The following is a 24,489-nucleotide window of genomic DNA, read 5'->3' as shown; positions in this document are numbered from 1 at the left end:
AAACGAAAGTACATTAAAAACACAAGAGATATTTTACCATAAGAAAAACTTAACATTAACATATTTATTGGCAATCCAAAATAATATTTAGTAAACTATAAATAGAACTTATAGGCGATGGAGTTCGCCATAACCGCTGCATAGCTAATGACTCCTACCAGTATGTACACTGGTAGGAGTCTATTTTTTTTGAGTAAACTATTAGAGAGGTGAAGAAATTGATATATATTATTGTTGGCATAGCTGGTATATTAGGAGCCCTTTCCCGTTATTATTTAGGCCTTACTATCGATATGTTTTGGCATCATTCATTACCATTCGCTACATTAACGATTAACTTAATTGGCTGTTTCTTACTAGCTTGGTTGACCACTTATATCGCTCGGCTCAACATCTTACCTTCCGAAGTTATCACCGGGATTGGAACCGGCTTTATCGGTTCATTTACGACGTTTTCAACATTTAGCGTCGAAACTGTAAAACTAATCAATCATTCTGAGTTAGGTATCGCCTTTTTATATGTATTATGCAGCATGCTAGGTGGTCTAATTATGTCTGGACTCGGCTATAAACTTGGCAACCTTTCACTACAAAAACGCCTTGGGGAAGGTGGAAAATCATGATTAGTACTTTATTAGTAGCCATCGGCGGATTCTTCGGTGCCATCACACGATTTGCGATTAGCAATTGGTTTAAAGAAAGAAACAAAACTTCATTTCCAATTGCTACATTTCTCATTAATATAATGGGAGCATTTTTACTCGGATATATAATTGGCAAAGGGATAACTACAAGTTGGCAATTATTATTAGGCACAGGATTCATGGGCGCCTTCACTACATTTTCAACATTTAAATTAGAGTCCGTTCAGCTTTTCAATCATAAAAAATTCGGCATACTATTTCTATATTTAAGTGCTACTTATATAATCGGTATTACATTCGCATTCCTTGGGATGAAGTTAGGCGGAATATAAAAAAGAAAGCGACTCTTATCAGTCGCTTTCTTTCATAAAAAGTATGTTGCACCATAAGGAATTGAAAATAAACCGGCTGGATACACATTATAATGTACAATATGCATCGGATACTGTGTATACGGCATATACTGACTCTGCATCATTTGCTCTATCTGTGCTTGTTGTTGCATTTGAATAGCCTGATGTACTGCTTGAATTGTCTCCTGTGCCCCGGCCAGTGTAATAGCCGGCCCTGCTTGTCTTCCAGTGTAAAAATAATGGTTCATCATTATTCAGCTCACTTTATATACAGAGTAAATTCCTTTTACATGTTATGTTTACATACGATGTGAGTGTTTTAAATTTACATAAAACATGTTTTTAGCCCAACCCATACATAAAACACCTTCATAGAGTATATAAATGCCCACCAATATATGAAAAGGAGTGAGAATATGAGTTTCTACGAACAACAACCTTTTACTCAAGATGACTATTATCGAGATCAACATTGGCATCCCCAGAATCCACTAAAACACCAAACAATCACTATAATTGGTCCTGCTGTTTCTCACGGATTACGTGAAGCTGCTCATCTCGGCTATCAACACGCATTAACCGAAGCTGTTGCTATCGGCTACTTACTTGGAAGAGGTTACGATTATAATACCGCTTGGAAAACCGTTGAATCTTGGTGGAGACCACCAGGATCCCCGCTTCCTACTCCATACTAAAGTAAATAAAACATAAAAGACCGTAAAAATACGGTCTTTTCAATTACATATAAAGTGAAAATTTAATCAGTGGGATTTTTGTTCATCCCCACTGATTATTAGCCCTCATCAATCGGGCTGCCCATTAATGCGTGATAAAGTGAAACTTTAATCAGTGGGGGTTTTGTTCATCCCCTACTGATTATTAGTTGAACCAATCGGGCTTTTACGGACAGTTGATCTCCCACCTAACTCCTTTGCTTTACAGCCGAATTTTGAGGTGGGAGTCTTACTGCCCGTTAATGCGGGATAAAATTATACCTGTTTTTTTCTAAACATCGAGAAAATAGCTACGAACAAAATCGTAATAATTCCAATTAAAGCAAGTAAATAAGCTAATGGAATTAAGAAAAATGGTTCCACTAAAGTTCCATCCGGCTTCACTTCCGAACCAATTATATTAAACATAATTATACATAACACTCCTAAAAATATCGGACTAGACGCTAATAAATACTTTTTCTTCATCATAATTTCTCCTTTTCATACTCTAAAATATCACCTGGCTGACACTCTAAAACTTCACATATTTTCTCTAAACTTGAGAATTTAATTGCTTTTGCTTTTCCATTTTTTAATATCGAGACATTCGCCATTGTAATTCCTAATTTCTCAGATAGCTCTGTCACGCTCATTTTTCTTTTCGCTAACATTACATCGAGATTTACTACAATCGCCATAACAGAACACCTCAAATCGTTAAGTCATTATCATCTTTTATTTCACTTGCTTTTCTAACTAAATGAGAAAGTAAGGAAGTAAAAATAGATATAACGACCGAGAAGAACAAAATAAGTAACAGAATAACTAAAATGCTCGTATGATAACTTCCCGCTATGAAAATATATAATAATGCTCCAATATATATAACACCTTCAGTCATTGATAAGATGCTAATTATCTTTAATCTATTCGCATTTTTTACAGTAAAGGCTTTGTCTGAACCAATGTCTGAACATATTTTCCATCCTAAAAATAAAGCGCTGAAAAATGGAATCCCCGTGATCCAAATGAATGTTACAAATGGCTCATATAGTCCCTTCAAACTTTCTGAAGCTAACAATACCGCTCTTCCCGTTTCTGGCCCAATATATATACAGAACAATAAACCAAAACATCCACAAAGTACGATAATCAACTTTAGCCATAATGACAATTCTTTTTGTTTCACAAAATAACCTCCTGAACTAACAGTGTGTATCTATTACTGTTTTTTCAACTTTGAAGTAATAATTCCAAATAGCGACACACCAATACCACTAAAGAACAGTAAATAACTTATTGGTACTAGAAACAAGAATGGTTCTACAAGCAAACCATTTGCTGCTACTTTACTAGTTGTCACATGAATTGTTAAACAAGTAACCCCTAAAATCATTAAAGTTATAGATACCAAATATTTACTTTTCATAATATACTCTCCTTTTCACTATGCTTGCTACCATCATAATAAATCCAACCACATTATAAGTCAACAACTATTTATCGTTTTACGATAAATAGTTGTTGTTTAACATAATAAAAAGACTATAGACAAATCACTGTCTATAGCCTTATCACTCAATCATTTTGCTTCTAAATATGCCTTTTGGAACATACACATTCTTATCGCATTATGGTAAGTGCCATCAACGAAAAACTCGTCTTGTAACTCACCTTCCACCATAAATCCAACCTTTTTATACACATGTACAGCCTTTTCATTCTCTTTATCGACAACTAAATATATCTTATGCATATTTAATACAGAAAAAGCGTAATCCATCGCTAAACGCGTTGCATCAGCTGCATAACCGTGTCCTTGATAATTAGGATTAATAATAATTTGGAATTCAGTTCTACGGTGAATATAATCAATTTCTACTAATTCGACCAATCCAACCATCTCATTATCTTTCTCAACGATAAACCGGCGCTCACTTTGATCATGTATATGTTTATCATATAAATCCTGCAGCTCCACAAATGCCTCATACGGTTCTTCAAACCAATAAGACATAATATGTGCGTTATTATTAAGTTCGTGTACAAACTTTAAATCTTCTCGTTCTAATGGACGTAACTTCAATTCCTGATTCATTCCTATAACCTCCAAATAAAAGAAACCTCTTCACTTAATTTCTCTATTTTTTTCGATTTCAAACGCCCTAATTACATTGTAAACCTTCAAGTTACTTGAAGGTCAAGACGTAAAAAAGTAGTGCAAACTTATGCCTGCACTACTACTCTTTTCTTAAATCTCTCAAATTTGATATGTATAAAGCAATGACTAAAACAAGAATGGATCCTGCATATAATAACGTCTCAAACGGTTCATCATGAGATACAATAATTAATCGAATTAATGCCGTAATTCCAATATAAATAAAATAACGTAACGGGAAATGATAATTCGATTTGAAATACTTAATAATTAATGCGATAAACTCAAAGTATAAGAAGTAGACGATAATACTTTCAACTAGTTTGTAGGATGTATACTTCTTCGCTGAAAATATGTATTGAACAAATGTGATTGTCTCATTAATTAAAAAAATAGATAAGACAATGGATAATATGATTAGAGCAAAATTTAATATCCACTGTAAAACACTCGCAATAAAATGATCGATGTTAAATGATTTCATTTTCTCTTTAAACTCCCCTTCGTATAAGTACTTGTTCATTATAGCAAAATTACAATTATAGGAGTGTTAAATCATATTTTCTGCCTTTGTTTCCGGTGTGTGGGAAGCTCATTGTATGGAGGAGTCTTTTGACCGTAGAACTGGATTGTATATTAAGAAACTCTCTTAATTCGCTATTTGTAATTGTCATTCCAAGCAGAAGCACATACTCTCGTAAAGCATCCAAATGAGCATTTTTAGACACGCTATTACAGTTCGAGCAACATCATCCATGTTTTTCTTTTAACATTGACAACGCCAAGCATTCCTCACATTTTCTCCCCTTTAATAATTCTTCTTTAGCCCCCATTAGTTGAATACGACTAAACGATTTCGGAAAATCTAAAATAAAATATTTTTACATAACACCTTTTGGTGTTATAATAAAAAACGAAACCAAAAGGTGTTATAAATTTAATTTTATTAGGAGGCAACAAGAATGGACAAGCAAGGACAAGAAAAGTTTTTAAGTTTTATTTTAGAAAGAGTTCAAGAGGGCAAGGAAGATGAAGCAAGAGAAATCCTTACAGAAAACTTCAGGAAACAAGATGAAGGCACTTTTTCACAAGAAGATATTCAAGAGTTTATCCCTAAGATGATTAGTCTATTAAAACCAGAAAAATTAGCGGAAGTACAAGCAGTTGCAAATCGATTTTCTGGAGAATTCGGAAATAAATAAGGTCAACCAATATAAACACGATGTTTTCCAAGCAATTTCAGACCCTATCCGTCGCAGGATGTTAAAAATTCTAGCTGGAAGGGAAATGTCAATAGCTGAAATTGTAAAATATTTCTCAATAAGTCGTACAGCAGTGAATAAGCATCTTCATATTCTATCTGACTCTGGTATTGTAAGAAGTCGAAAGGTAGGACGTGAAACCCGTTATATGCTTAAACCAGAACCATTAGTGAATATACAAAATTGGCTGTCCTTTTTTAAACATGATTGGGAGGATAAGCTTTCAGCTCTTAAAAGATTTGTAGAGGAAGACAACAATTAGTTATAAGAGAACCGAGATTGTGCTATTAACAATATTGGTTCTCTTATTTTGTTTTCATGTCCTTTTTCAACTATATTGCCCCGTTACTTTTAGTACAAATCTTTACAATCTACCCTACTATAATTATCCAACAGTCTTGGAAGTGAGTTATTCAATTATATGGCCCGATTGCTGAATAAGAAAAAAATCCTACATTATCAAAAATCCAGATATAAATTGTAAGTTCAGACACAATAAAAAAACCAGGATAAATTTAGATATTCATCCTGGTTCTTCACAGCGTTACATTATAACTTTTACTTTTTTATGATTGAAAGTGAATCAATTGAATCCACCTGTTTCTCCATACCTTTAGTAAGTTTTGTCCATTCAGTTTCTTTTTGCATAGCTTCTGCATCATCACGGTTAAATGGCTTATCTTCCCCATAGGATTTATTAAACTGTAAAATTTCCATATCTGTTTCTGCTACAGGTACTTCTTTAAATGTTGCATTGTCCACAATTAAAATTATATCTTCATAATTTGAAGTGCGCTCGTGCCCTAACCAAGTATTGCTTTCATATTGTACATTAATCTTTTTATCGTTTACTGTAATTTCATTTATAGCTTTATTTTTGGGATTGGTAAACATCACAGCTTTTCCTTTTGGGATGGTTGGTAAAGATGTGATAGGATCAGAGCTATTCAAATCCTTATCATTATCACTCTCTCTTAATATCCCTTTTTTCACAACATCCTCTGCTGTTTTTTGATTCATAATCAATACTTGTTTTCCGTTACTTTCTGCTCTCTTTACTTTATATAAATCACTTGATTTGATGTCATTTTTATTTTGACTTACTATTTCTTTTAATGATTGTTCTTCTCCAATGAGTAAAGCACCATTTCTTGGCTCTTCTTTTTTTCCAAAAGAACATGCTCCTAACATTGAAATGGAAACGATTCCTACCATACATAATTTCATTACTTTTTTCATTTTTTTGTGCTCCTTTTTGTTTTGCATATATAAATTACATAATTTTTTTATATAACTGTTGTAAATAACGCCATCGGACTGTGAAAAAGTATACGCTTTGAATAGCTATAAAGGCTACGAAAATGTAAATGGACGTTTTTAAAATTGAAAAGTCCACTAGCTGTTGTAGAGCTATAAAAGCTACGCCACTATGAATAACTGCTAAAGTTATCGGTAAAAAGAACATTAAAATAAGTTGACGTGTTACAATTTTCTTTAATTCTTTTCTGCTTAATCCAACCTTTGCAATCATTTCATATTGTTGTTGTTCTCTTTCTAAATCTGCATATAGTCGGAAATATAATAGACTTGCTGCAAAGGTGAAGAATACAATCCCTACTAATGCACTGACGATAAGCAAAATACCATTCTCTTGTTTGGAAGAAATCCAATTAGAATACAGAGATTCGAATTCAAAAGAATGATGCGACTTCACCATATTTTCATTCCCCATGGTCTTCTCCAGTTTTTTGGTAACGTCTTTTGTTTTTTCAAAATCTTTTACTAAAAATCCGTATATCTTATTAATTACCATAGAATTATCTTCCGTTTTAATATTCGGAAGTTTATCATATAAGGAATCAGAAATCACAATCGTAGCACTGTTCTTAATAGGAAAAGTTAGATATGGTATCGCTTTTTTTACTTTCAAAGTCATTTCCAAGTTTCCTTGTACTATATCTAGTGTTGAAGGAATGCCTTTACCTCTTACATATTTTTCTTTTTGTGCAACTGATGTTGGTACTAAAATAATTTCTTGATTATTATCTAGTTTTTCGGTTTCACGACCATAGAGTTTTGCAAACCGATTATACTCGCTTAATTTTATAAGCGTGTAATTATTCTCTGTAATTTTTGGACTGATCGCATCGACTTGATAAGAAAATTTCGAATTAGTCAGTTGTTTTTTTATCTCTGCAATGTGTCCTTCTTCTTGCTTATTTTCACCGAAAGAAGTATAGGTAAATGCAAATGGGTTGGTCATCTCGGCTATCCCTCTATTTCCCATTGCTAGACATGTACCAATTCCAGTGAAGGCTACAGCAGAGATAATTGCTAACATAAAGAACATGGTTGCATTATCCTTCATACGATACGCTAATTCTGAAATCGTAAGAAGGTTCGTTTTATTGAAAAATACAGAGTCTTTCTTCTTTAAAACACGTATTACATACACGCTTAACTGTGAAAATAAAAAATAGGTTCCTACAACTACACAGCCTACCCCCATAACTAAATAATGAGGCATATCGAAGTCTCTATCTTTTACAAAATAGAATACAAGTCCATATCCTAATCCAATTAATACAAGGGAAAGTAACGCTAGCCCCTTGGATGCTTTTGGCTCTGGTTTCGGTTTTTCCCCTGATTTCATCAATTCAATTAACTTATTTACTTTTACCATTTTGGAAGTAAACAACGAAATGAATAGAAATAAAATCAAAAATGCGCCAGCTGTCATGAAGACTGCTTTGATTGGAATGTAAAAAGGAAGTCCATTATCAATTGCCAATATATTTGCGCTTAGTAGTAGGGTTAGCTTCGAGAAAATCAATCCAATTACAATCCCGAAAGTAATTGATGCGATTCCAATCAGCATATTTTCTAAAAATATTAACTTATTCAATTGAGAAGGGCTCATCCCATGCATCATTAAAATTCCAAATTCTTTTTTTCTTGTTTTCAAAAAAGAACTCACGGAATATAAGATGAAGAAGAACGAAAAAATAAAAATGAGATATTGAGAGATTTTCATCCCCATTGTTCCTAATTGGCTCATCGTTGCACTTGTAGAAGCTAATTCTCCTTGTAATCCAGGATGAAAAAGTAAAAGCGCATATGTGAAAAATACCATTACGGAAAATGTACTACTTAGAAAGTGCGCAGCATAGGTTCGTTTACTACGTATGATATTATTAAACGCGAATTGCCGAAAAGTCATGCTTACGTCCTCCTAATAATGCAAGTACATCCATAATTTTTTGATAAAACATTTCACGATTGTCCCCGCAATAAATCTCATTATAAAGTTCGCCGTCTTTAATGAATATAACTCGGTCACAATAACTTGCAGCCATTGGATCGTGTGTGACAAGCATCATTGTTGCCTCTTCTTCCTTATTTAATCGCTTTAATAAATCCATTACATCATTAGCCGCTTTTGAATCTAAATTTCCTGTTGGCTCATCTGCTAGTAGTAATTTCGGTTTATGGATCAGAGCACGCGCGATTGCAGTTCGCTGCGCCTGTCCACCTGATATTTCAAATGTACGTTTATTTAATATGCCTTGTATTCCTAACTTCTCTGCGATGGCTTCTACGCGATGATTCATATCCTCGACTTTTGTACCATCTAGTGTTAGGGGAAGAACGATATTCTCTTTCACCGTTAACGTATTTAGAAGGTTGAAAGCTTGAAACACAAACCCTAATTCACGTCTTCGAAATAATGCTAACTCATTCGGAGATAACTGATGCGGGTTTTCTCCGTTAATTAATACCTCTCCTGACGTTGGAGAATCAATAGTAGAAACCATGTTCAATAAAGTTGTTTTTCCACTTCCTGAGGGCCCCATAATCCCTACAAACTCTCCTTTTTTGATACTTAAATTAATATTTGAAAGTGCTTCATAAGATACCTTTCCTGTATAGATTTTGCTTAGGTCACAAACCTTTAATATGTCCATATCGTTTTTCCCCTTATTATCTTGTTTGAATGTAACCCTAGTTTAACTAAGATACTCCCTTTCTCATATTGATTTACCTTTCATTTGCCTAACAGGTTTGTAACCTTTCTGAAAAATCAAAATAAATTATTTTTAACGACTAGCATAAGGGAATATGATACGGATTTTTGTTCCTTTTCCTACTTCAGACTCTATTTCAATATCATGGTCCATTTTTTCTATAATACTTTTCACAAGATATAATCCCATACCCGTGGATTCTTTAAATTTCCGACCGTTTTCTCCTGTGTAAAAAGGACGAAACACTCTAGGAAGGTCTTCTTTTGGAATTCCTACACCATGATCTTGAATCTCAAGGATTATAGAACGTCCCTCTTCAAACGTAGCCATTGTAACGTTCTTTCTACTTCCTGCTGAATACTTAATAGCATTAGATAAAACTTGATTAATAACAAATCGAAGCCATTTCCTGTCCGTTTCAACTATTAGATTTGGATTTACTTTCACTTCTGGGTAGACATAACTACGGATAAATAGAAGTTTATTTTCGCGGACCACTTCTTGCACAATATCTTGTAATGATACTCTTTCTACATAAAAATCTTGTTCAAATGTTTCTAGGCGTTCCATATATAAAACCATTTCTAATCCGTATTTCATTCGATCTATTTCTTCCGCAATACTTTCGAAACTCTCCCCATCTTCTTCTTGTGTAATGAGTTCAATAACTGATAAAGGAGTTTTCATCTGATGTACCCACTGATTTATAAACGTGAGATGCTCTTTTTGTTTATACTCCCATGTCTTCAGTTGTTGTTGATAATAGTTGTACTGCGTTTCTAATACATCCTGAATTGCTACTGATAATGGAGCAGAATCCATCTCTTGTATGGATTCATGTAACGTTTTAGAAGGAGTGGATAATTTGTTATACAATCTACGGTGACTAAAATAACGAAATGCTAGATATCCAATTAATAAACAAACCCCTAAAAATACACTGTATAGAGCTGTTGATAAATGATCATACCCATCCAGCCAATACACCGAGAGAGTGACAAATAGTTGAATAATTGAGAAACCAATTAAAGGTACATGTTCACGTAAAAATAGCTTCATCACAATACCTCATCATTATTCCATGTTATTTTCAAACGGTATCCAGCACCACGTACTGTTTCCAACGCATTTTTTATTCCAATACTTTCTAATTTTTTACGAACGCGCGTAATATTTACACTTAATGTATTATCGTCTACATACGTATAATCATCCCAAAGCTTTTCGAGAATTTTCTCACGGCTTACAATATTAGGAGCTCGTTGCATAAGAATCTCCAATAAAACCGTTTCCTTTTTTGAGAGTGTACAAGTAGCGTGATTTAAGTGTAATTCCATTCTTTCTGGATAAAGTGTTAAACCTGATTGTTCTATAATTCTTGCTTCTACCTTTGGAGCGTACTCACCATATACACGTCGAAGATGACTTCGGATTTTAGCCATTACAACTTCATAGTGAAATGGTTTGGTAATATAATCATCTGCACCATGTTCAAGCGCCATAACTTGTTCCATTTCTCCACTACGTGCTGATATAAAGATGATAGGGCAAGTAGATATTGTTCTAATTTGGCGACACCAGTAATAGCCATCAAAACTTGGTAAATTTATATCTAATAAAACTAAATCAGGTTGGATATCTTTGAACCTCTCCAAGACATGATCAAAATCTGTAGTAATAAGCCCTTCATACCCATACTTATTGATATGAGATTGAAGTAACTTAGAAATTTTTTGATCATCTTCTACAATCATAATTTTATGCATATATTGTGCTCCCTTTATTTGTGAATTTTTTATTATCTGGAACGAATCCAAATCATACTTTTATCTTGTATTAGTATAAAGAAAATATTTTATTAATCATATTGAATTACTTAAAAAGTAACTAACAGTTTTGTAATGTTTCTGAAAATAAAATAACAATATATAAAATTATAGCATTCCTGCTTTTTCACTTTGTCTTACCTAATTCCTATTTATATGATTCCCTTTAATATACGCTATATTGAAAACCATAAAGTCGCCCAAAACAAAAAGAACCATAACCTTGCTGAAACGGCAAAGTTATGGTTCAAATCACAGTTCACTTAACATAGCATGTGGGTTCTTATTCCAAAACCTATCTAATGGGGTTCTTAATCCTTGATTGATTACCCACCTTCTACTATACACCCTTATTAGTTCTTCATTTGTTAATTTTTCTTTTTCCTCTATTGTCCATTTCAATGCTTCTAATGCCTTCTCCTTTGTCCAAAATCCAGGAGGGACCCTATTTAATTCCCATTCTTTAAACTTCTCTGGATACAACTCGTGTAGCATGACATATGGACTATTTTTCCAAAATCTATCTAATGGGGTTCTTAACCCTTGATTAATTATCCATCTTCTACTATAGACCTTTATAAGTTCTTCATTAGTTAACTTTTCTTTTTCCTCTATCGTCCATTTTAATGCTCCCAATGCCTTTTCCTTTGTCCAGTAGTTTTTAGGTGTTTTCTGGAATTCCCACTCTTTAAAACATCCAGGATATAACTCATTTATCATACTAAATGGACTATCATTCCAATATCTCTCCAATGGGGTCCTTAAGCCTATTTCTGAAAACCAAATTACACTAATTTTTTTTCTTATCTCCTCATTATTCATTTGTTTTCTTTCCTCTATCGTCCATTTTAATGCTTCCAACGCTTTTTTTCTTGTCCATAAACGACTAGGAGTTTTTTTAAACTCCCATTCCTTAAAATGGTCTGGATATAATTCATTTATCATTATGTAAGGACTATTTCCCCAAAAAATTTGGCAAGGCGAACTCAAATTATGATTAGATAACCACTGAACGTTATAAACCTCCAATAATTTATTATCTGTTAACCTTTCTTTTTTTTCTATCGTCCATTTTAATGCTCCCAATGCCTTTTCCTTTGTCCAATAGTTTCTAGGTGTCATTTGAAATTCCCATTCTTTAAAACAATTCGGATAAACATCATTTATCATTGCATATGGGCTATCATGATATTTAACGCTAAGTAAACCACCTAATTTATATTTAATAATTAATTGGGATTTCCAACTCTTAAGAATTGCTTTTTTATCCCACTTTAAAACTTTTTCTATAAGATACTTAATTACACGTTTTGCTAGATTATTATCTCGATCATCACTCCATGTACCTGCGGGAAATTTGTTCCTTTTACTGTCCAATATCTCTTGGTATATCTCTTCTATCTTTATTACCATTACAATCCTGTTCTCTCTTTCTATAGTGATTTTTACAGTAAACTAGATAAAAATCACCAGCAATTACAAATTTATTTCTAAGCAATAATCCCCCTCGATTCATATCAAGGAGGATTAGTAAAAATTCCATTCTGAACTTTATAATTTCATTCTTTACATAACTTATTATCTTGTCTTAATATAACCCTAGTTTAACTAAGGTACTTCCTTTCTCATATTGATTAACATGACAAAAAGCTAACATATTTGTAATATTTCTGAAAACTTTAAATTCTAATACAAGACTTTGTTGTATCTGTCCAGAAAATTGTATATTTCTGGACACGTTAATATTGAACAGAAGGAGAGAAAAAGGAATGAAGGTTGGTTATATTCGAGTGTCTACCATGGATCAAAATTTAAACTTACAAATGGAGTGAATTAAAAGATAAAAACAATGATATAGTAACCCCTTATAGGTAATAAATAGACTTTATTTAAAAGCTACATTAAAAATATTCTTCAAATCCTGGAAGCATATGTTTGCCGCAAACAAAAAGAACCATAAGCTTGCCGTTCCGGCAAACTTATGGTTCATATCACACAACAAAATAAAAAAACCACCAAATATGTATTGGTGGAGACGGTGGGAGTCGAACCCACGTCCAAAAATATCGGCACTTAAGCTTCTACGAGTGTAGTCGATATATTAGCATTTCGCGAACTCTTCGGCCTATCGACAGGCTTCCAAGTTGCTAGTCTGATTGTTCTCTTCCTTCGCCCTCAGACGGCGAACTCCGGCGTAGTCCACTTAGTTTGAGTCCCTTACCCTACCACATGGACGATGGAGGGAGGAACCTTTAGTGCAATTAAGCAGCTAAAGAAAGATTGTTTTGTTTGCCAATTATAGGCTTTGACGTTTTAACGAGGCCGATCCCCTCGACTCGCAACTTAAGCTCGAACTATCCCTGTCGAATCCGTAACGTCCCCATGATAGAAATGGAGCATACGAAGAAATATCGTGATAGCTACTAAGAGCTGTTTTTCAATGTGCAACAATCTTACATAAGTTATTATATCATACGCGCGCCGTTTTACAAATGTAAATATCTGTATTACATTTTTTGACGATCACGGAACGCGCGTGCAATTTCACGTTTTGCTTCTTTCTCTTTTAAATCGTGACGCTTATCATATTGCTTCTTACCTCGAGCTAAACCAAGTGCCATTTTTGCAAATCCATTTTTCAAATAGATTCTAAGTGGAACTAATGCGTAACCTGTTTCTTTTGCAGCTCCTGCTAACTTATCAATTTCTTTTTTATGAAGAAGTAATTTTCTTGTACGTAGCGGATCGTGATTGAAACGATTCCCTTGCTCATACGTACTAATATGCATATTATGAACCCATACTTCACCATTATGTATACGTGCAAACGCATCTTTCAAGTTCACGCGTCCAGCGCGAATCGACTTAATTTCCGTTCCTTGAAGGACAAGCCCTGCTTCGTATGTTTCTTCGATGAAATAATCATGAAATGCTTTTTTATTTTGTGCAATAACCTTACCTGTACCTTTTGGCATATAACGTCCCTCCTCTATTTTTACTATTGTAACAAATGTGAACAAAAAGCGAAAGTGGCTCGCTCAGAATGTGAGGTGGATGGAGCTTCTGACCTTGAGGCGCTCTTTGCCTCTTGGGAAGAAGCGAAGCCGCCGAACATTCTAGCCACTGTAGCTAGATTCCATAAAAAGCGGAAGTGGCTAACCTCCAAGCTACCTAAAAAAGAAAAACGGCTCCGCTTTTCATCGAAGCGAAGCCACTCTTTTCTTACTTACGCTTTTTCTTTTTCTTCTTAAATCCTGGTACATTTTCGAAGAATGCTTTTTTCTTCTTACCATTACCATCTTTTTTCCCTGGCTGACTAGCGGACGCGGATGCTGATCCTCTTCCTTTTCCTTTGCCACCACGATCAAACTTTCTTCCTGTGCCACGTTCGCCGCCACGTTCACCGCTGCGCTCATTACTACGCTCGCTACGGCTAGCGCGTTTCTTTCTACCTGTTCTTGGTTGTTCAATAACAACTGGACGATCTTTAAATTTACGGCGAGGTGTGCCTTTCATACCAACGATTTCAAAGTCGATTGCACGCTCGTCTTTATTTACGTTAATAACACGAATTGTAATTTCGTCACCAATGCGGAATACGTTACCTGTACGTTCTCCGATCATTGCGAAATGCTGCTCGTCATAACGGTAGTAATCATCCGTTAAGTAGCTAACGTGTACAAGACCTTCAATTGTATTTGGCAGCTCTACGAATAAACCAAAGTTTGTTACAGAGCTAATCATACCGTCATACTCTTCACCGATCTTATCAAGCATATATTCTGCTTTTTTCAGTTCGTCTGTTTCACGCTCTGCTTCAACAGCACGGCGTTCCATATTAGAAGAGTGCTCTGCAATCTCAGGTAAGTTTTCACGCCATTTCGCTTGCGTTTCGTTGTCGACTTTACCGTTAATGATATATTCACGAATCAATCTATGAACAATCGTATCTGGGTAACGACGAATTGGTGATGTGAAATGCGTGTAGAACTCCGTTGATAAACCGAAATGTCCTAAGCTTTCCGCATCGTAACGTGCTTGCTTCATAGAACGAAGCATAACTGTTGAAATTACTACTTCTTCAGGCTGCCCTTGAACCATCTCAAGAATTTGTTGCAATGCACGAGGATGTATTTCATTCGCACGTCCTTTTACCGCATATCCGAAGTTTGTTACAAACTCGAAGAAACGCTCTAGCTTATCTTCTTTCGGATCTTCATGGACACGGTACATAAACGGTACGTTCATCCAGTGGAAATGCTCTGCTACTGTTTCGTTCGCAACAAGCATAAACTCTTCAATTAACTTCTCTGATACAGAACGATCACGCATGACAACATCAGTCGGTTTTCCTTCTTCATCTACTAGCACTTTCGCTTCTTTAAAGTCAAAGTCGATTGCACCGCGGCGCATACGTTTTTCACGCAAAATTTGTGCCAATTGGCCCATCTCTTTAAACATCGGTACTAAGGGCTCATAGCGTTTGATTAACTCTTCGTCCTCATCTTCTAAAATGCTTCTAACATCCGCATACGTCATACGCTCTGTCGTTTTAATAACACTTTGGAAAATCTCGTGTTTTACAACATCACCTAAATTATTGATTTCCATTTCACACGATAATGTAAGGCGATCTACTTTCGGATTTAATGAACAAATACCGTTAGATAAACGATGCGGAATCATTGGGATTACACGGTCAACAAGATATACACTCGTCGCTCTTTCAGCTGCTTCCACATCAATTGGAGAACCTTCTTGAACGTAATGACTTACATCCGCGATATGAACGCCAAGCTTATAGTTACCGTTCTCAAGCTTCGTTACTGTAACAGCATCATCTAAATCTTTTGCATCTGCACCGTCAATTGTAACAATCATTTGATCGCGCAAATCACGACGATCTTTTAAATCTTCTTCTGAAATCGTTTCTGGTACACTGTTTGCGTGTTCCATCACTTCTTCAGGGAACGCTAAAGGTAAATGATGTTTATGAATAACAGATAAAATATCTACCCCTGGATCATTTTTATGACCTAGAATTTGAATAACTTCACCTTCCGCACTTAAACGGTTCTCTGGGTAGCTCGTAATTTTCACAACTACTTTATGACCTTCTACAGCGCCCATAGATGCACTTTTCAAGATGAAAATATCACTTGTCCAGCGCTTATTATCAGGTATAACAAACCCAAAGTTCTTCGATTCTGTATATGTACCAACTAGTTCTTTCGTTCCACGCTCTAAAATGCGAATAATTGTACCTTCTTGACGTGAACCACTTGATTGCGAGCTAACACGCGCTAATACTGTATCACCATGAAGTGCACCATTTAATTCTGTAGGCGGGATGAAAAGATCATCGTCTCCCGTTTTCTTCTCCTCTGGAACGACGAAAGCAAAGCCACGTGCGTGTCCAATTAACTTACCGCGTACTAAATTCATCTTTTCAGGAAGACCGTAGCGGTTGCTACGTGTACGAACAACAAGCCCCTTCTCTTCCATCATTACAAGTGCCTTTACGAAATCTTTAAAGCCCTCAGAGCCTTCGATTCCAAATGCAGCTTCTAATTCTTGTATCGTTAACGGTTTATACGCTTCTTCTCTCATAAATAATAACAACTTATCAATATGTTCTTGTATGATTTCTTCCAAGTAGAAATACCTCCTTTAAACCCTTATATTATTTAGTGTATCCGAAAGATAGGGGATGTATAAAGTGAAACTTTTGTTAGTTGGGATTTTGTCCATTCCAACTGATTATTAGCCCACGCCAATCAGGATAAAAAATTCCCTTATGAAAAAAAGAGGCAACTAGATCTTACCAATCTAGTTGCTCCAAGAAGTTATATACATCCTCATGTAGCACATCACGTTCTTTATCAAGTGTAATGACATGCGTAGAGTCTTCATACCATTTAATGTCTTTTAACGTAGATTCTACACCGTTATAAATAATGTTAGCACTATCTGTATTGATCATCTCATCATGGCGTGCTTGTACAACGAATGTTGGAGCATAAATCATATCAACATTATTGCGTACGTCACGAATTAACTCTTGTAATGCTTTTAATGTATTCATCGGTGTCTGTTTAAATTCAAACATTTCCTGTTCAATTTGCTCTGGTGATTTTTGTTCACGTTTTTTATATTCGCGTGCATATGCCAATATACCTTGATACATAATTTCTTCACTCTTAATGTACATCGGTGCACACATTGGTACAACACCTAAAATCGGTAATGTATAAGCAAGTTTTAATGAAAATACTCCGCCTAATGATAATCCAACCGCAGCTATTTTCTCGTAACCTTGATCTTTTAAATGCTGGTAGGCATTCATTACATCTTTCCACCAGTCTTCAGGACCTGTATGAACAAGCTGCTCTGGTGGTACACCGTGCCCTTTATAAATTGGTGCATGACAAGTATAGCCTTTCTTCTCTAAAAAACGTCCAAGCATACGTACATCAGCTGAGTTCCCTGTAAATCCATGTAATAATAAAACAGCGCGGTCTCCACCTTCAAATGTAAATGGTTTTGGAGATGCTAATTTCATCATGTATTTCTCCTCTTTCTCTTCTGTAATCTAGTCGTATTTTTTCTATTCTTAGTGTACCATATTTATAATTCTATAATCTAATTAGAAACTTTTTTCGAATAACAAATTAAAAAAAGAAGAACCATTAGCACAAATCAGCTAACGCTTCTTCTTTTTAATTCTATAAATTGAAGTACGTAACACCAATTGTTAGTACGAAGAATAATACAGCTAAAACAACTGTAATACGGTTTAATACCGCTTCAATTCCACGTGCCTTTTGCTTACCAAACAATTGCTCTGCACCACCTGAAATAGCGCCTGAAAGGCCTGAGCTATTACTAGACTGCATAAGTACCATAACAATCATTAAGATCGATACAATAATAAGTAAAACTGATAATAACGTATGCACTTGGCGTACCTCCTACAAAGATTCAGTTATTTTAAATGTAGCATAAATCTTATAGAAAAGCGAGAGCTATAGAATTGCTCTCGCTTTTCTTCTATTACATAAACATCATTGCGAATAACGGTCCGAGCAAACATGTCAAAATTGCTGTTAATGTCATTGTTACCGATCCAATAACACCTTCATGCTCATTATTCTTCATCGCTCTCATAACACCCATAATATGAGAAGCACATCCAAAGCCAATCCCTTTACCAACCGAGTTTGTAACGCGGCTCCATTTTAATAAAATTGGTCCTGTAATCGTTCCAGTAATACCTGCGATAACGACGAAGGCTGCTGTTAAGGACGGGACACCACCAACTTGTTCAGATACACTCATTGCAACTGGCATTGTCACTGATTTTGGTAAAGAAGATAAAATTAAGCTTTTATCTGTTCCCATAAGTGAGGCGATAGCGAAATCACTTGCAATAGCAACCGTTGTACCTACTAATACACCACCAGCAATTGGTACAACATATTTTTGCAAAACATGACGTTGTTTATAAAGCGGGATTGCAAATGCTACAACACCTGGTCCAAGTAGCTTCGCAATCCAGCCACCACCGCTTTCCATGTAATTTTGATATGGTATATCAAGCACTATAAATAAGAAAGCCATTAATCCTGTTGCTACAAGCATTGGAATGGTAAATGGTGTTGGAAATAATTTATAGATTTTTTTAGATAATTGATATAATAGCACCGTAAAAAGAACCCAACCGATTCCGATTAATATTTGGCTCATTGTGTCTCTTTTTCCTTTCTATTCGCAAGATATTGTCCTGTATGTCCGGCGACAATAATAATTAAAAACGTACTCGCTATAACTGTAATGAAAAGAGAAATTCCTTTACTCATAAAAAAAGCACCGTAATTCATTAGGCCAAGCGTTGGCGGAATTAATAAAAACGGCATAATGGCAACGAGTGTTTCTGCTCCTAAATCAAACCATTTCACTGGAAGTACTTTTAGGCTAAGTAAAACAAGTAAAAAAAACATCCCAATCAAACTTCCTGGAATTGGAATATTCAACATTTCTTGCACCCAATTTCCAACCATATAAAACACATAAAGAGCTGCAATTTGGACAAGAATCTTTGTAAATTTCATGTTCATCATCCCTCATGTTTATACGATCTTCTGTTAATATCTTTATCATAGTATAAATTGTAAAAAGCTGCAATTTATCAAATCGACACCAAAAAACCGTCATGTTATACGCTTACACCCTTGATATGACTGCATTTCTGAACTTAAATTACGTCAAAAACATTGACCTAATATATAAAGTTTATATTTTCTGAATTTTAACGGTTACTATTTCAATAAAACAAAACCCTTCACTCCATTTTTATTCTGTCTTCTCGCACATATATATAACAAGATAGGTAGTGAACATATGTCTAAAAAAGTTCTCATTTTTTGCGATCCTGGAATCGATGATACGATAGCCCTCCTCCTCCTCGCAATACATTGCTATCGATTTTGATTATAACCTTTTCTTTAAATACTTCATGTCACTTATGACAGATGAATAATTTTAGCATAAAAAAACAGACCGTGATTTCTCACGGTCTGTCGTTATTTTCTACAATTATCGTTTGATATTGTAGAAAGATTTTAAACCATCGTAAACAGCGATTTCGCCTAGTTCGTCTTCGATGCGTAATAATTGGTTGTACTTAGCAATACGGTCAGTACGGCTCATAGAACCAGTTTTGATTTGGCCAGCGTTAGTTGCAACTGCGATGTCAGCGATTGTAGCATCTTCAGTTTCACCAGAACGGTGAGATACAACTGCTGTGTAACCAGCACGTTTAGCCATTTCGATTGCTTCGAAAGTCTCAGTTAAAGTACCGATTTGGTTAACTTTAATTAAGATTGAGTTAGAGATACCTTTTTCGATACCTTCAGCAAGTTTTTGAGTGTTAGTTACGAATAAATCGTCACCAACTAATTGTACTTTATCACCGATACGCTCAGTTAATAATTTGTGACCATCCCAGTCGTTTTCGTCTAAACCATCTTCGATAGAGATGATTGGGAAGTCTTTGCAAAGCTCTTCGTAGAAATCAACCATTTCTGCAGAAGTTAAGCCAGTACGGCCTTCGCCTGCAAGGTCATATTTACCAGTTTCTTTGTTGTAGAACTCAGAAGAAGCAACGTCCATTCCTAAGAATACGTTCTCGCCAGCTTTGTAACCAGCTTTTTCGATAGCTTCGATGATTACTTCTAATGCTTCACGGTTAGAACTAAGGTTTGGAGCGAATCCACCTTCGTCACCTACTGCAGTGTTAAGACCTTTGTCATGTAATACAGCTTTAAGTGCATGGAATACTTCAGCACCCATACGGATTGATTCTTTGAATGTTGGAGCACCAACTGGTAAGATCATGAACTCTTGGAAGTCAACGTTGTTATCAGCGTGAGAACCACCGTTGATGATGTTCATCATTGGAGTTGGTAATTGTTTTGCATTGAATCCACCAAGGTAACGGTATAATGGAAGACCTACGAAGTCAGCTGCTGCGTGAGCTACTGCCATAGATACACCAAGGATAGCGTTAGCGCCTAGTTTACCTTTGTTTGGAGTGCCATCTAATTCGATCATAGCACGGTCGATACCAGCTTGGTCAGTTACGTCGAAACCAACGATTTCTGGAGCGATTGCTTCGTTAACGTTGTTTACTGCGTTCATAACACCTTTACCAAGGTAACGAGATTTGTCACCGTCACGTAATTCTACTGCTTCGTGCTCACCAGTAGATGCACCACTTGGTACGATAGCGCGTCCGAATGCGCCGCTTTCTGTGTAAACTTCTACTTCTACAGTTGGGTTACCACGAGAGTCAAGGACTTCGCGAGCATAAACATCAATAATTGTTGACATAATAAATTCTCTCCTTTTTATATAAGCAAATTATTTAATAATTGTTTTACCTGTCATTTCTTTCGGTTGTTCTACATTTAAAAGTGTAAGCATTGTTGGGGCGATATCTCCTAAAATACCACCTTCACGAAGCTCTACATCATTTTTTGTAACGATGAAAGGAACCGGGTTAGTTGTATGAGCTGTCATTGGTCCACCATCAGCAGTTAACTCCTGATCAGCATTACCATGGTCAGCAGTAATAAGTGCTACACCATCTTTTGCAAGAATCGCTTCTACAACTTTTCCTAAACATTCGTCAGTTGCTTCTACTGCTTTAATTGTTGGTTCCATCATCCCAGAATGGCCAACCATATCACAGTTCGCAAAGTTAAGAATGATAACATCATGTTTATCATTTTCGATTTCATTTACTAAAGCGTCCGTTACTTCGTAAATGCTCATTTCAGGTTTCAAGTCATACGTTGCAACCTTTGGTGAGTTAATTAAGATACGCTCTTCTCCTGGGAATTCAGCCTCACGACCACCGCTAAAGAAGAATGTAACGTGCGGATACTTTTCAGTTTCCGCGATGCGAAGTTGCTTTAATCCCGCTTGCGCAACAACTTCACCTAATGTGTTATCAAGGTTCATTGGCTTAAATGCCACGTAACCATCTACAGTTTCACTGAAATGTGTCATACAAACGAATTCAGGAATGTGAGGTACTTTTTCACCACGATCGAACTCACGGAAGTCTTCGTTTGTAAATACACGAGCAATTTGAATTGCACGGTCTGGACGGAAGTTATAGAAGATAACTGCATCATCATTATTGATTGTTGCAACTGGCGTGTCATCTTCGTTAACAATTACAGACGGCAATACGAATTCATCGTAGATACCATTTGCATAAGAGTCTTCTACACACTCTTCTGCTGATTTATAAGTAGGGCCTTCACCATTCACCATAGCACGGTAACATTTTTCTACGCGATCCCAACGCTTGTCACGGTCCATGGAGTAATAACGACCAGAGATAGTCGCGAATTGTCCTACTCCTGTTTCTTTAATTACTTCATTTGTTGCATCGATATAACCTTTTGCTGTTTGTGGTCCAACATCGCGGCCGTCTAAGAATGCATGGATATAAACTTTCTCCACACCTTCTTTTGCTGCTAAGCGAAGAAGAGCAAACATATGGTTCATGTGACTGTGCACACCACCATCAGAAAGTAAACCGAATAAATGAAGAGCAGTACCTTTTTCTTTTACGCTTTTAATTGCATTTTGGAAAGTTTCGTTCTGATCAAACTCACCTTCACGAATTGCAACGTTTACGCGAGTTAAGCTTTGATATACTATGCGGCCAGCACCGATATTTAAGTGACCAACCTCAGAGTTACCCATTTGACCTTCTGGAAGACCTACTTCCTCACCACAAGCTGTAAGCGTTGTATGAGGGAATTTGTTCCAGTAACCATCAAAATTAGGTTTCTTAGCTTGTGCTACAGCATTCCCGTAAGTTTCTTCACGTAGTCCGAAACCGTCAAGAATGATTAAAGCTGTTGGCTTTCTCATTTTACCGCCCCCAGAAGACCTAAGAACGAAGCAGGCTCTAAGCTAGCACCGCCAACTAAAGCGCCGTCGATGTCAGATTGTGCCATATACTCTTTAATGTTTTCTGGTTTTACGCTACCGCCGTATTGAATACGAACAGCTTCTGCAGCTTCTGGAGAAACAGCTTCTGCAACAACTTTACGGATGTGCGCACATACTTCGTTTGCATCTGCAGAAGAAGAAGATTTACCTGTACCGATAGCCCAGATTGGCTCATAAGCGATAACAGTTGCTTTAACTTGCTCTTCTGTTAAACCTGCAAGTGCTTTTGTCACTTGACCTGCTACTAGATCAAATGTTTTTCCGCTTTCGCGCTCTTCTAAAGTCTCACCACAGCAAACGATTGGTGTTAAACCATGTTCAAATGCTGCAAGAGTCTTTTTGTTTACTGATTCGTCTGTTTCAGCAAACATTTCACGACGCTCAGAGTGGCCAAGTACTACGTAGCCTACTTTTAAGTCGCTAAGTGCTACTGGGCTAATTTCGCCAGTGAATGCACCATTTTTTTCGAAGTGCATGTTTTGTGCACCTACTTGTAAGTCAGTTCCTTCAGTTGTCGCTACTAAGCGCTCTAAGAATAGAGCTGGAGAGCAAACTACTGCATCAACAGCTGAAGCTGCTGGGATTTGACCTTTAACTTCCTCTACGAAGCTAACTGCTTCAGATAGAGTTTTATTCATTTTCCAGTTACCTGCGATAATTGGTTTACGCATGCTTTGCACCGTCCTTTTTCTTTGGCTGCTACTTATTTGTCGTTAAGACAAACTACACCTGGAAGCTCTTTACCTTCCATGAATTCTAATGACGCACCGCCGCCAGTAGAAATGTGGCTCATTTTATCAGCCATACCGAATTTTTCAACAGCTGCTGCAGAGTCCCCACCGCCGATAACAGAGTATGTATCTTCTGCATCTGCTAATGCTTGTCCTACTGCTTTTGTACCTTCTGCGAATGGAGTCATTTCGAATACACCCATTGGTCCATTCCATACAACAAGCTTAGAGTTTTTGATTACATCTGCATAAATTTCACGTGTTTTAGGACCGATGTCCACGCCTTCCCAGTTAGAAGGGATAGAGTCGATACCAACGATTTTAGTTGTTGCAGTTTCAGAGAATTCCTCTGTGATTACAACATCAACTGGCATGTAGAAGTTTACGCCTTTTTCTTTTGCAAGTTGCATAAATTCTTTAGCTAGTTCAATCTTGTCGTCTTCACATAGAGATAGACCAATTTCATGACCTAAAGCTTTAACGAATGTGTAAGCAAGTCCGCCACCGATGATTAAGTTATCTACTTTGTCTAATAGATGACGAATTACACCGATTTTATCTTTTACTTTCGCACCACCGATGATAGCTGTGAATGGACGTTCTGGGTTAGAAAGTGCTTTACCTAATACATCTAACTCTTTTTCCATTAGTAAACCAGATACTGCTGGTAGGTAGTCTGCGATTCCTGCTGTAGAAGCGTGAGCACGGTGAGCTGCACCGAATGCATCGTTTACGAAGATATCAGCAAGAGCTGCAAATTCTTTCGCAAGTTCTGCATCGTTCTTTTCTTCGCCCGCATAGAAACGTACGTTTTCAAGAACTAATACGTCGCCTTCGTTCATTGCTGCAACCATTTCTTGTGCAACTGGTCCGAATGCTTCGTCCGCTTTCTTAACATCTTTACCAAGAAGCTCGCCTAAACGTGCTGCTACTGGAGTAAGACGTAATTCTTCTACTGCTTGACCTTTTGGACGGCCTAAGTGGCTTGCTAAAATAACTTTCGCACCTTGCTCTACTAAATATTGAATTGTAGGAAGAGCTGCACGGATACGAGTTTCATCTGTAATTTTGCCTTCTTTCATAGGTACGTTGAAATCAACGCGGCAAAATACACGCTTACCTTTTAAATCTACGTCACGAATTGATTTTTTGTTCATTGGTTTTCCCTCCGACTACTAGTTAGGATTGACAAAACCCATTCAAAAGCTTAACACATTTGCTTCTAAAACGAAAGAAGAG

The 24,489-nt window shown here is 36.2% G+C and carries 28 protein-coding genes, 1 other RNA gene, 2 pseudogenes and 1 riboswitch; of the genes and pseudogenes, 6 read left to right on the top strand and 25 right to left on the bottom strand.

Going from position 1 to position 24,489, the window contains the following annotated elements; genetic code table 11:
- Positions 1 to 104 precede the first annotated feature (104 nt).
- Positions 105 to 164: riboswitch (Fluoride riboswitch) on the top strand.
- A gap of 54 nt (positions 165 to 218) precedes the next feature.
- Together crcB (VK90_RS03010) and crcB (VK90_RS03005) are read left to right on the top strand one after the other, a co-directional pair.
- Positions 219 to 623, top strand: coding sequence for a fluoride efflux transporter CrcB (gene crcB, locus VK90_RS03010; RefSeq protein ID WP_048370354.1), 405 nt, complete (start codon positions 219 to 221; stop codon positions 621 to 623).
- Positions 620 to 976: a fluoride efflux transporter CrcB gene (gene crcB, locus VK90_RS03005; RefSeq protein ID WP_048370352.1), complete on the top strand. Its 357-nt coding sequence runs from the start codon at positions 620 to 622 to the stop codon at positions 974 to 976. The genes crcB (VK90_RS03010) and crcB (VK90_RS03005) overlap by 4 nt, the downstream gene beginning before the upstream one ends.
- 32 nt (positions 977 to 1,008) lie before the next feature.
- On the opposite strand, the gene VK90_RS03000 is transcribed toward crcB (VK90_RS03005), so the two are convergent.
- The gene (locus VK90_RS03000; RefSeq protein WP_048370350.1) at positions 1,009 to 1,248 is read right to left on the bottom strand and encodes a DUF3947 family protein; all 240 of its coding nucleotides are present in this window, start codon (positions 1,246 to 1,248) and stop codon (positions 1,009 to 1,011) included.
- A gap of 165 nt (positions 1,249 to 1,413) precedes the next feature.
- Here VK90_RS03000 and VK90_RS02995 point away from each other — a divergent pair, with 165 nt between their 5' ends.
- Complete coding sequence (locus VK90_RS02995; protein WP_002174148.1) at positions 1,414 to 1,692, top strand: hypothetical protein; 279 nt, start codon at positions 1,414 to 1,416, stop codon at positions 1,690 to 1,692.
- A 294-nt stretch (positions 1,693 to 1,986) separates the two neighbouring features.
- Here VK90_RS02995 and VK90_RS02990 read toward each other — a convergent pair whose 3' ends face one another.
- The 7 genes and pseudogenes from VK90_RS02990 to VK90_RS30480 all read right to left on the bottom strand — a co-directional run.
- Positions 1,987 to 2,199 carry a DUF3955 domain-containing protein gene (locus tag VK90_RS02990; protein WP_048370348.1) on the bottom strand — a complete coding sequence of 71 codons (213 nt, stop codon included), beginning with the start codon at positions 2,197 to 2,199 and terminating at the stop codon, positions 1,987 to 1,989.
- Positions 2,199 to 2,411 (bottom strand): helix-turn-helix domain-containing protein, encoded by a 213-nt coding sequence (locus VK90_RS02985; protein ID WP_025148244.1) that lies wholly within the window; start codon positions 2,409 to 2,411, stop codon positions 2,199 to 2,201. Before VK90_RS02985 ends, VK90_RS02990 begins: the two co-directional genes overlap by 1 nt.
- 11 nt (positions 2,412 to 2,422) lie before the next feature.
- Complete coding sequence (locus VK90_RS02980; protein ID WP_048370346.1) at positions 2,423 to 2,902, bottom strand: DUF2975 domain-containing protein; 480 nt, start codon at positions 2,900 to 2,902, stop codon at positions 2,423 to 2,425.
- A 33-nt stretch (positions 2,903 to 2,935) separates the two neighbouring features.
- Complete coding sequence (locus VK90_RS02975; protein ID WP_048370343.1) at positions 2,936 to 3,142, bottom strand: DUF3955 domain-containing protein; 207 nt, start codon at positions 3,140 to 3,142, stop codon at positions 2,936 to 2,938.
- Positions 3,143 to 3,295: 153 nt separating this feature from the next.
- Positions 3,296 to 3,811 carry a spermidine N1-acetyltransferase gene (gene speG, locus VK90_RS02970; protein ID WP_048370341.1) on the bottom strand — a complete coding sequence of 172 codons (516 nt, stop codon included), beginning with the start codon at positions 3,809 to 3,811 and terminating at the stop codon, positions 3,296 to 3,298.
- A 142-nt stretch (positions 3,812 to 3,953) separates the two neighbouring features.
- Positions 3,954 to 4,358 carry a phosphate-starvation-inducible protein PsiE gene (gene psiE / locus VK90_RS02965; protein WP_048370338.1) on the bottom strand — a complete coding sequence of 135 codons (405 nt, stop codon included), beginning with the start codon at positions 4,356 to 4,358 and terminating at the stop codon, positions 3,954 to 3,956.
- A 55-nt stretch (positions 4,359 to 4,413) separates the two neighbouring features.
- Positions 4,414 to 4,698 (bottom strand): annotated as a pseudogene (locus tag VK90_RS30480) (nuclease-related domain-containing protein); the annotation flags it as partial.
- A 138-nt stretch (positions 4,699 to 4,836) separates the two neighbouring features.
- On the opposite strand from VK90_RS30480, the gene VK90_RS02960 reads away from it, so the two are divergent.
- On the top strand, positions 4,837 to 5,076 hold the full coding sequence (locus VK90_RS02960) for a hypothetical protein (protein WP_048370336.1): 240 nt from the start codon (positions 4,837 to 4,839) through the stop codon (positions 5,074 to 5,076).
- Positions 5,039 to 5,398 carry an ArsR/SmtB family transcription factor gene (locus VK90_RS02955; RefSeq protein WP_442853648.1) on the top strand — a complete coding sequence of 120 codons (360 nt, stop codon included), beginning with the start codon at positions 5,039 to 5,041 and terminating at the stop codon, positions 5,396 to 5,398. Before VK90_RS02960 ends, VK90_RS02955 begins: the two co-directional genes overlap by 38 nt.
- Before the next feature lie 296 nt (positions 5,399 to 5,694).
- Here the strand turns inward: VK90_RS02955 and VK90_RS02950 are convergent, their stop codons facing one another.
- The 13 genes from VK90_RS02950 to VK90_RS02895 all read right to left on the bottom strand — a co-directional run bounded on the left by VK90_RS02950 (position 5,695) and on the right by VK90_RS02895 (position 19,107).
- Positions 5,695 to 6,375, bottom strand: coding sequence for a lipoprotein BA_5634 family protein (locus VK90_RS02950; RefSeq protein WP_048370334.1), 681 nt, complete (start codon positions 6,373 to 6,375; stop codon positions 5,695 to 5,697).
- 34 nt (positions 6,376 to 6,409) lie between these two features.
- Positions 6,410 to 8,356 carry an FtsX-like permease family protein gene (locus tag VK90_RS02945; protein ID WP_048370332.1) on the bottom strand — a complete coding sequence of 649 codons (1,947 nt, stop codon included), beginning with the start codon at positions 8,354 to 8,356 and terminating at the stop codon, positions 6,410 to 6,412.
- Positions 8,331 to 9,101, bottom strand: a complete 771-nt coding sequence (locus VK90_RS02940; protein ID WP_048370331.1) for an ABC transporter ATP-binding protein — start codon at positions 9,099 to 9,101, stop codon at positions 8,331 to 8,333. Before VK90_RS02940 ends, VK90_RS02945 begins: the two co-directional genes overlap by 26 nt.
- A gap of 132 nt (positions 9,102 to 9,233) precedes the next feature.
- The gene (locus VK90_RS02935) at positions 9,234 to 10,220 is read right to left on the bottom strand and encodes a sensor histidine kinase (RefSeq protein WP_048370329.1); all 987 of its coding nucleotides are present in this window, start codon (positions 10,218 to 10,220) and stop codon (positions 9,234 to 9,236) included.
- Positions 10,220 to 10,927, bottom strand: a complete 708-nt coding sequence (locus tag VK90_RS02930; RefSeq protein ID WP_048370327.1) for a response regulator transcription factor — start codon at positions 10,925 to 10,927, stop codon at positions 10,220 to 10,222. The genes VK90_RS02935 and VK90_RS02930 overlap by 1 nt, the downstream gene beginning before the upstream one ends.
- A 312-nt stretch (positions 10,928 to 11,239) precedes the next feature.
- Positions 11,240 to 12,400, bottom strand: a complete 1,161-nt coding sequence (locus VK90_RS02925) for a DUF4046 domain-containing protein (protein WP_048370325.1) — start codon at positions 12,398 to 12,400, stop codon at positions 11,240 to 11,242.
- A 614-nt stretch (positions 12,401 to 13,014) separates the two neighbouring features.
- Positions 13,015 to 13,369: a transfer-messenger RNA gene (gene ssrA / locus VK90_RS27955) on the bottom strand.
- Between the two features lie 125 nt (positions 13,370 to 13,494).
- Complete coding sequence (smpB, locus tag VK90_RS02920; RefSeq protein ID WP_048370323.1) at positions 13,495 to 13,962, bottom strand: SsrA-binding protein; 468 nt, start codon at positions 13,960 to 13,962, stop codon at positions 13,495 to 13,497.
- 247 nt (positions 13,963 to 14,209) lie between these two features.
- Positions 14,210 to 16,642: a ribonuclease R gene (gene rnr, locus VK90_RS02915; RefSeq protein WP_048370321.1), complete on the bottom strand. Its 2,433-nt coding sequence runs from the start codon at positions 16,640 to 16,642 to the stop codon at positions 14,210 to 14,212.
- A gap of 166 nt (positions 16,643 to 16,808) precedes the next feature.
- Positions 16,809 to 17,549, bottom strand: coding sequence for an alpha/beta hydrolase (locus VK90_RS02910; RefSeq protein ID WP_165615140.1), 741 nt, complete (start codon positions 17,547 to 17,549; stop codon positions 16,809 to 16,811).
- A 163-nt stretch (positions 17,550 to 17,712) separates the two neighbouring features.
- Positions 17,713 to 17,946: a preprotein translocase subunit SecG gene (secG, locus tag VK90_RS02905; RefSeq protein ID WP_002174164.1), complete on the bottom strand. Its 234-nt coding sequence runs from the start codon at positions 17,944 to 17,946 to the stop codon at positions 17,713 to 17,715.
- A 94-nt stretch (positions 17,947 to 18,040) separates the two neighbouring features.
- The gene (locus VK90_RS02900; RefSeq protein WP_002174165.1) at positions 18,041 to 18,733 is read right to left on the bottom strand and encodes an LrgB family protein; all 693 of its coding nucleotides are present in this window, start codon (positions 18,731 to 18,733) and stop codon (positions 18,041 to 18,043) included.
- The gene (locus tag VK90_RS02895) at positions 18,730 to 19,107 is read right to left on the bottom strand and encodes a CidA/LrgA family holin-like protein (RefSeq protein WP_175546533.1); all 378 of its coding nucleotides are present in this window, start codon (positions 19,105 to 19,107) and stop codon (positions 18,730 to 18,732) included. The genes VK90_RS02900 and VK90_RS02895 overlap by 4 nt, the downstream gene beginning before the upstream one ends.
- A gap of 344 nt (positions 19,108 to 19,451) precedes the next feature.
- On the opposite strand from VK90_RS02895, the pseudogene VK90_RS31335 reads away from it, so the two are divergent.
- Positions 19,452 to 19,526 (top strand): annotated as a pseudogene (locus VK90_RS31335) (nucleoside hydrolase); the annotation flags it as partial.
- 56 nt (positions 19,527 to 19,582) lie between these two features.
- Here VK90_RS31335 and eno read toward each other — a convergent pair.
- Genes eno through VK90_RS02875 form a run of 4 tightly spaced genes read right to left on the bottom strand, consistent with a single transcriptional unit; the run spans position 19,583 to position 24,407 of the window.
- On the bottom strand, positions 19,583 to 20,878 hold the full coding sequence (gene eno / locus VK90_RS02890; protein WP_048370317.1) for a phosphopyruvate hydratase: 1,296 nt from the start codon (positions 20,876 to 20,878) through the stop codon (positions 19,583 to 19,585).
- Positions 20,879 to 20,908: 30 nt separating this feature from the next.
- A complete protein-coding gene (gpmI, locus tag VK90_RS02885; RefSeq protein WP_001231161.1) occupies positions 20,909 to 22,438 on the bottom strand; it encodes a 2,3-bisphosphoglycerate-independent phosphoglycerate mutase in 1,530 nt (509 codons plus the stop codon).
- The gene (gene tpiA / locus VK90_RS02880) at positions 22,435 to 23,190 is read right to left on the bottom strand and encodes a triose-phosphate isomerase (RefSeq protein ID WP_002174167.1); all 756 of its coding nucleotides are present in this window, start codon (positions 23,188 to 23,190) and stop codon (positions 22,435 to 22,437) included. The genes gpmI and tpiA overlap by 4 nt, the downstream gene beginning before the upstream one ends.
- Before the next feature lie 32 nt (positions 23,191 to 23,222).
- Positions 23,223 to 24,407, bottom strand: a complete 1,185-nt coding sequence (locus VK90_RS02875; RefSeq protein ID WP_001036331.1) for a phosphoglycerate kinase — start codon at positions 24,405 to 24,407, stop codon at positions 23,223 to 23,225.
- Positions 24,408 to 24,489 lie beyond the last annotated feature (82 nt).

Origin of the sequence: Bacillus sp. LK2 (assembly GCF_001043575.1) — a bacterium.
GTDB classification, from domain to species: domain Bacteria; phylum Bacillota; class Bacilli; order Bacillales; family Bacillaceae_G; genus Bacillus_A; species Bacillus_A paramycoides.
Note: the sequence above shows the minus strand (reverse complement) of the source record. Positions and strands in the feature narration are given on the sequence as shown.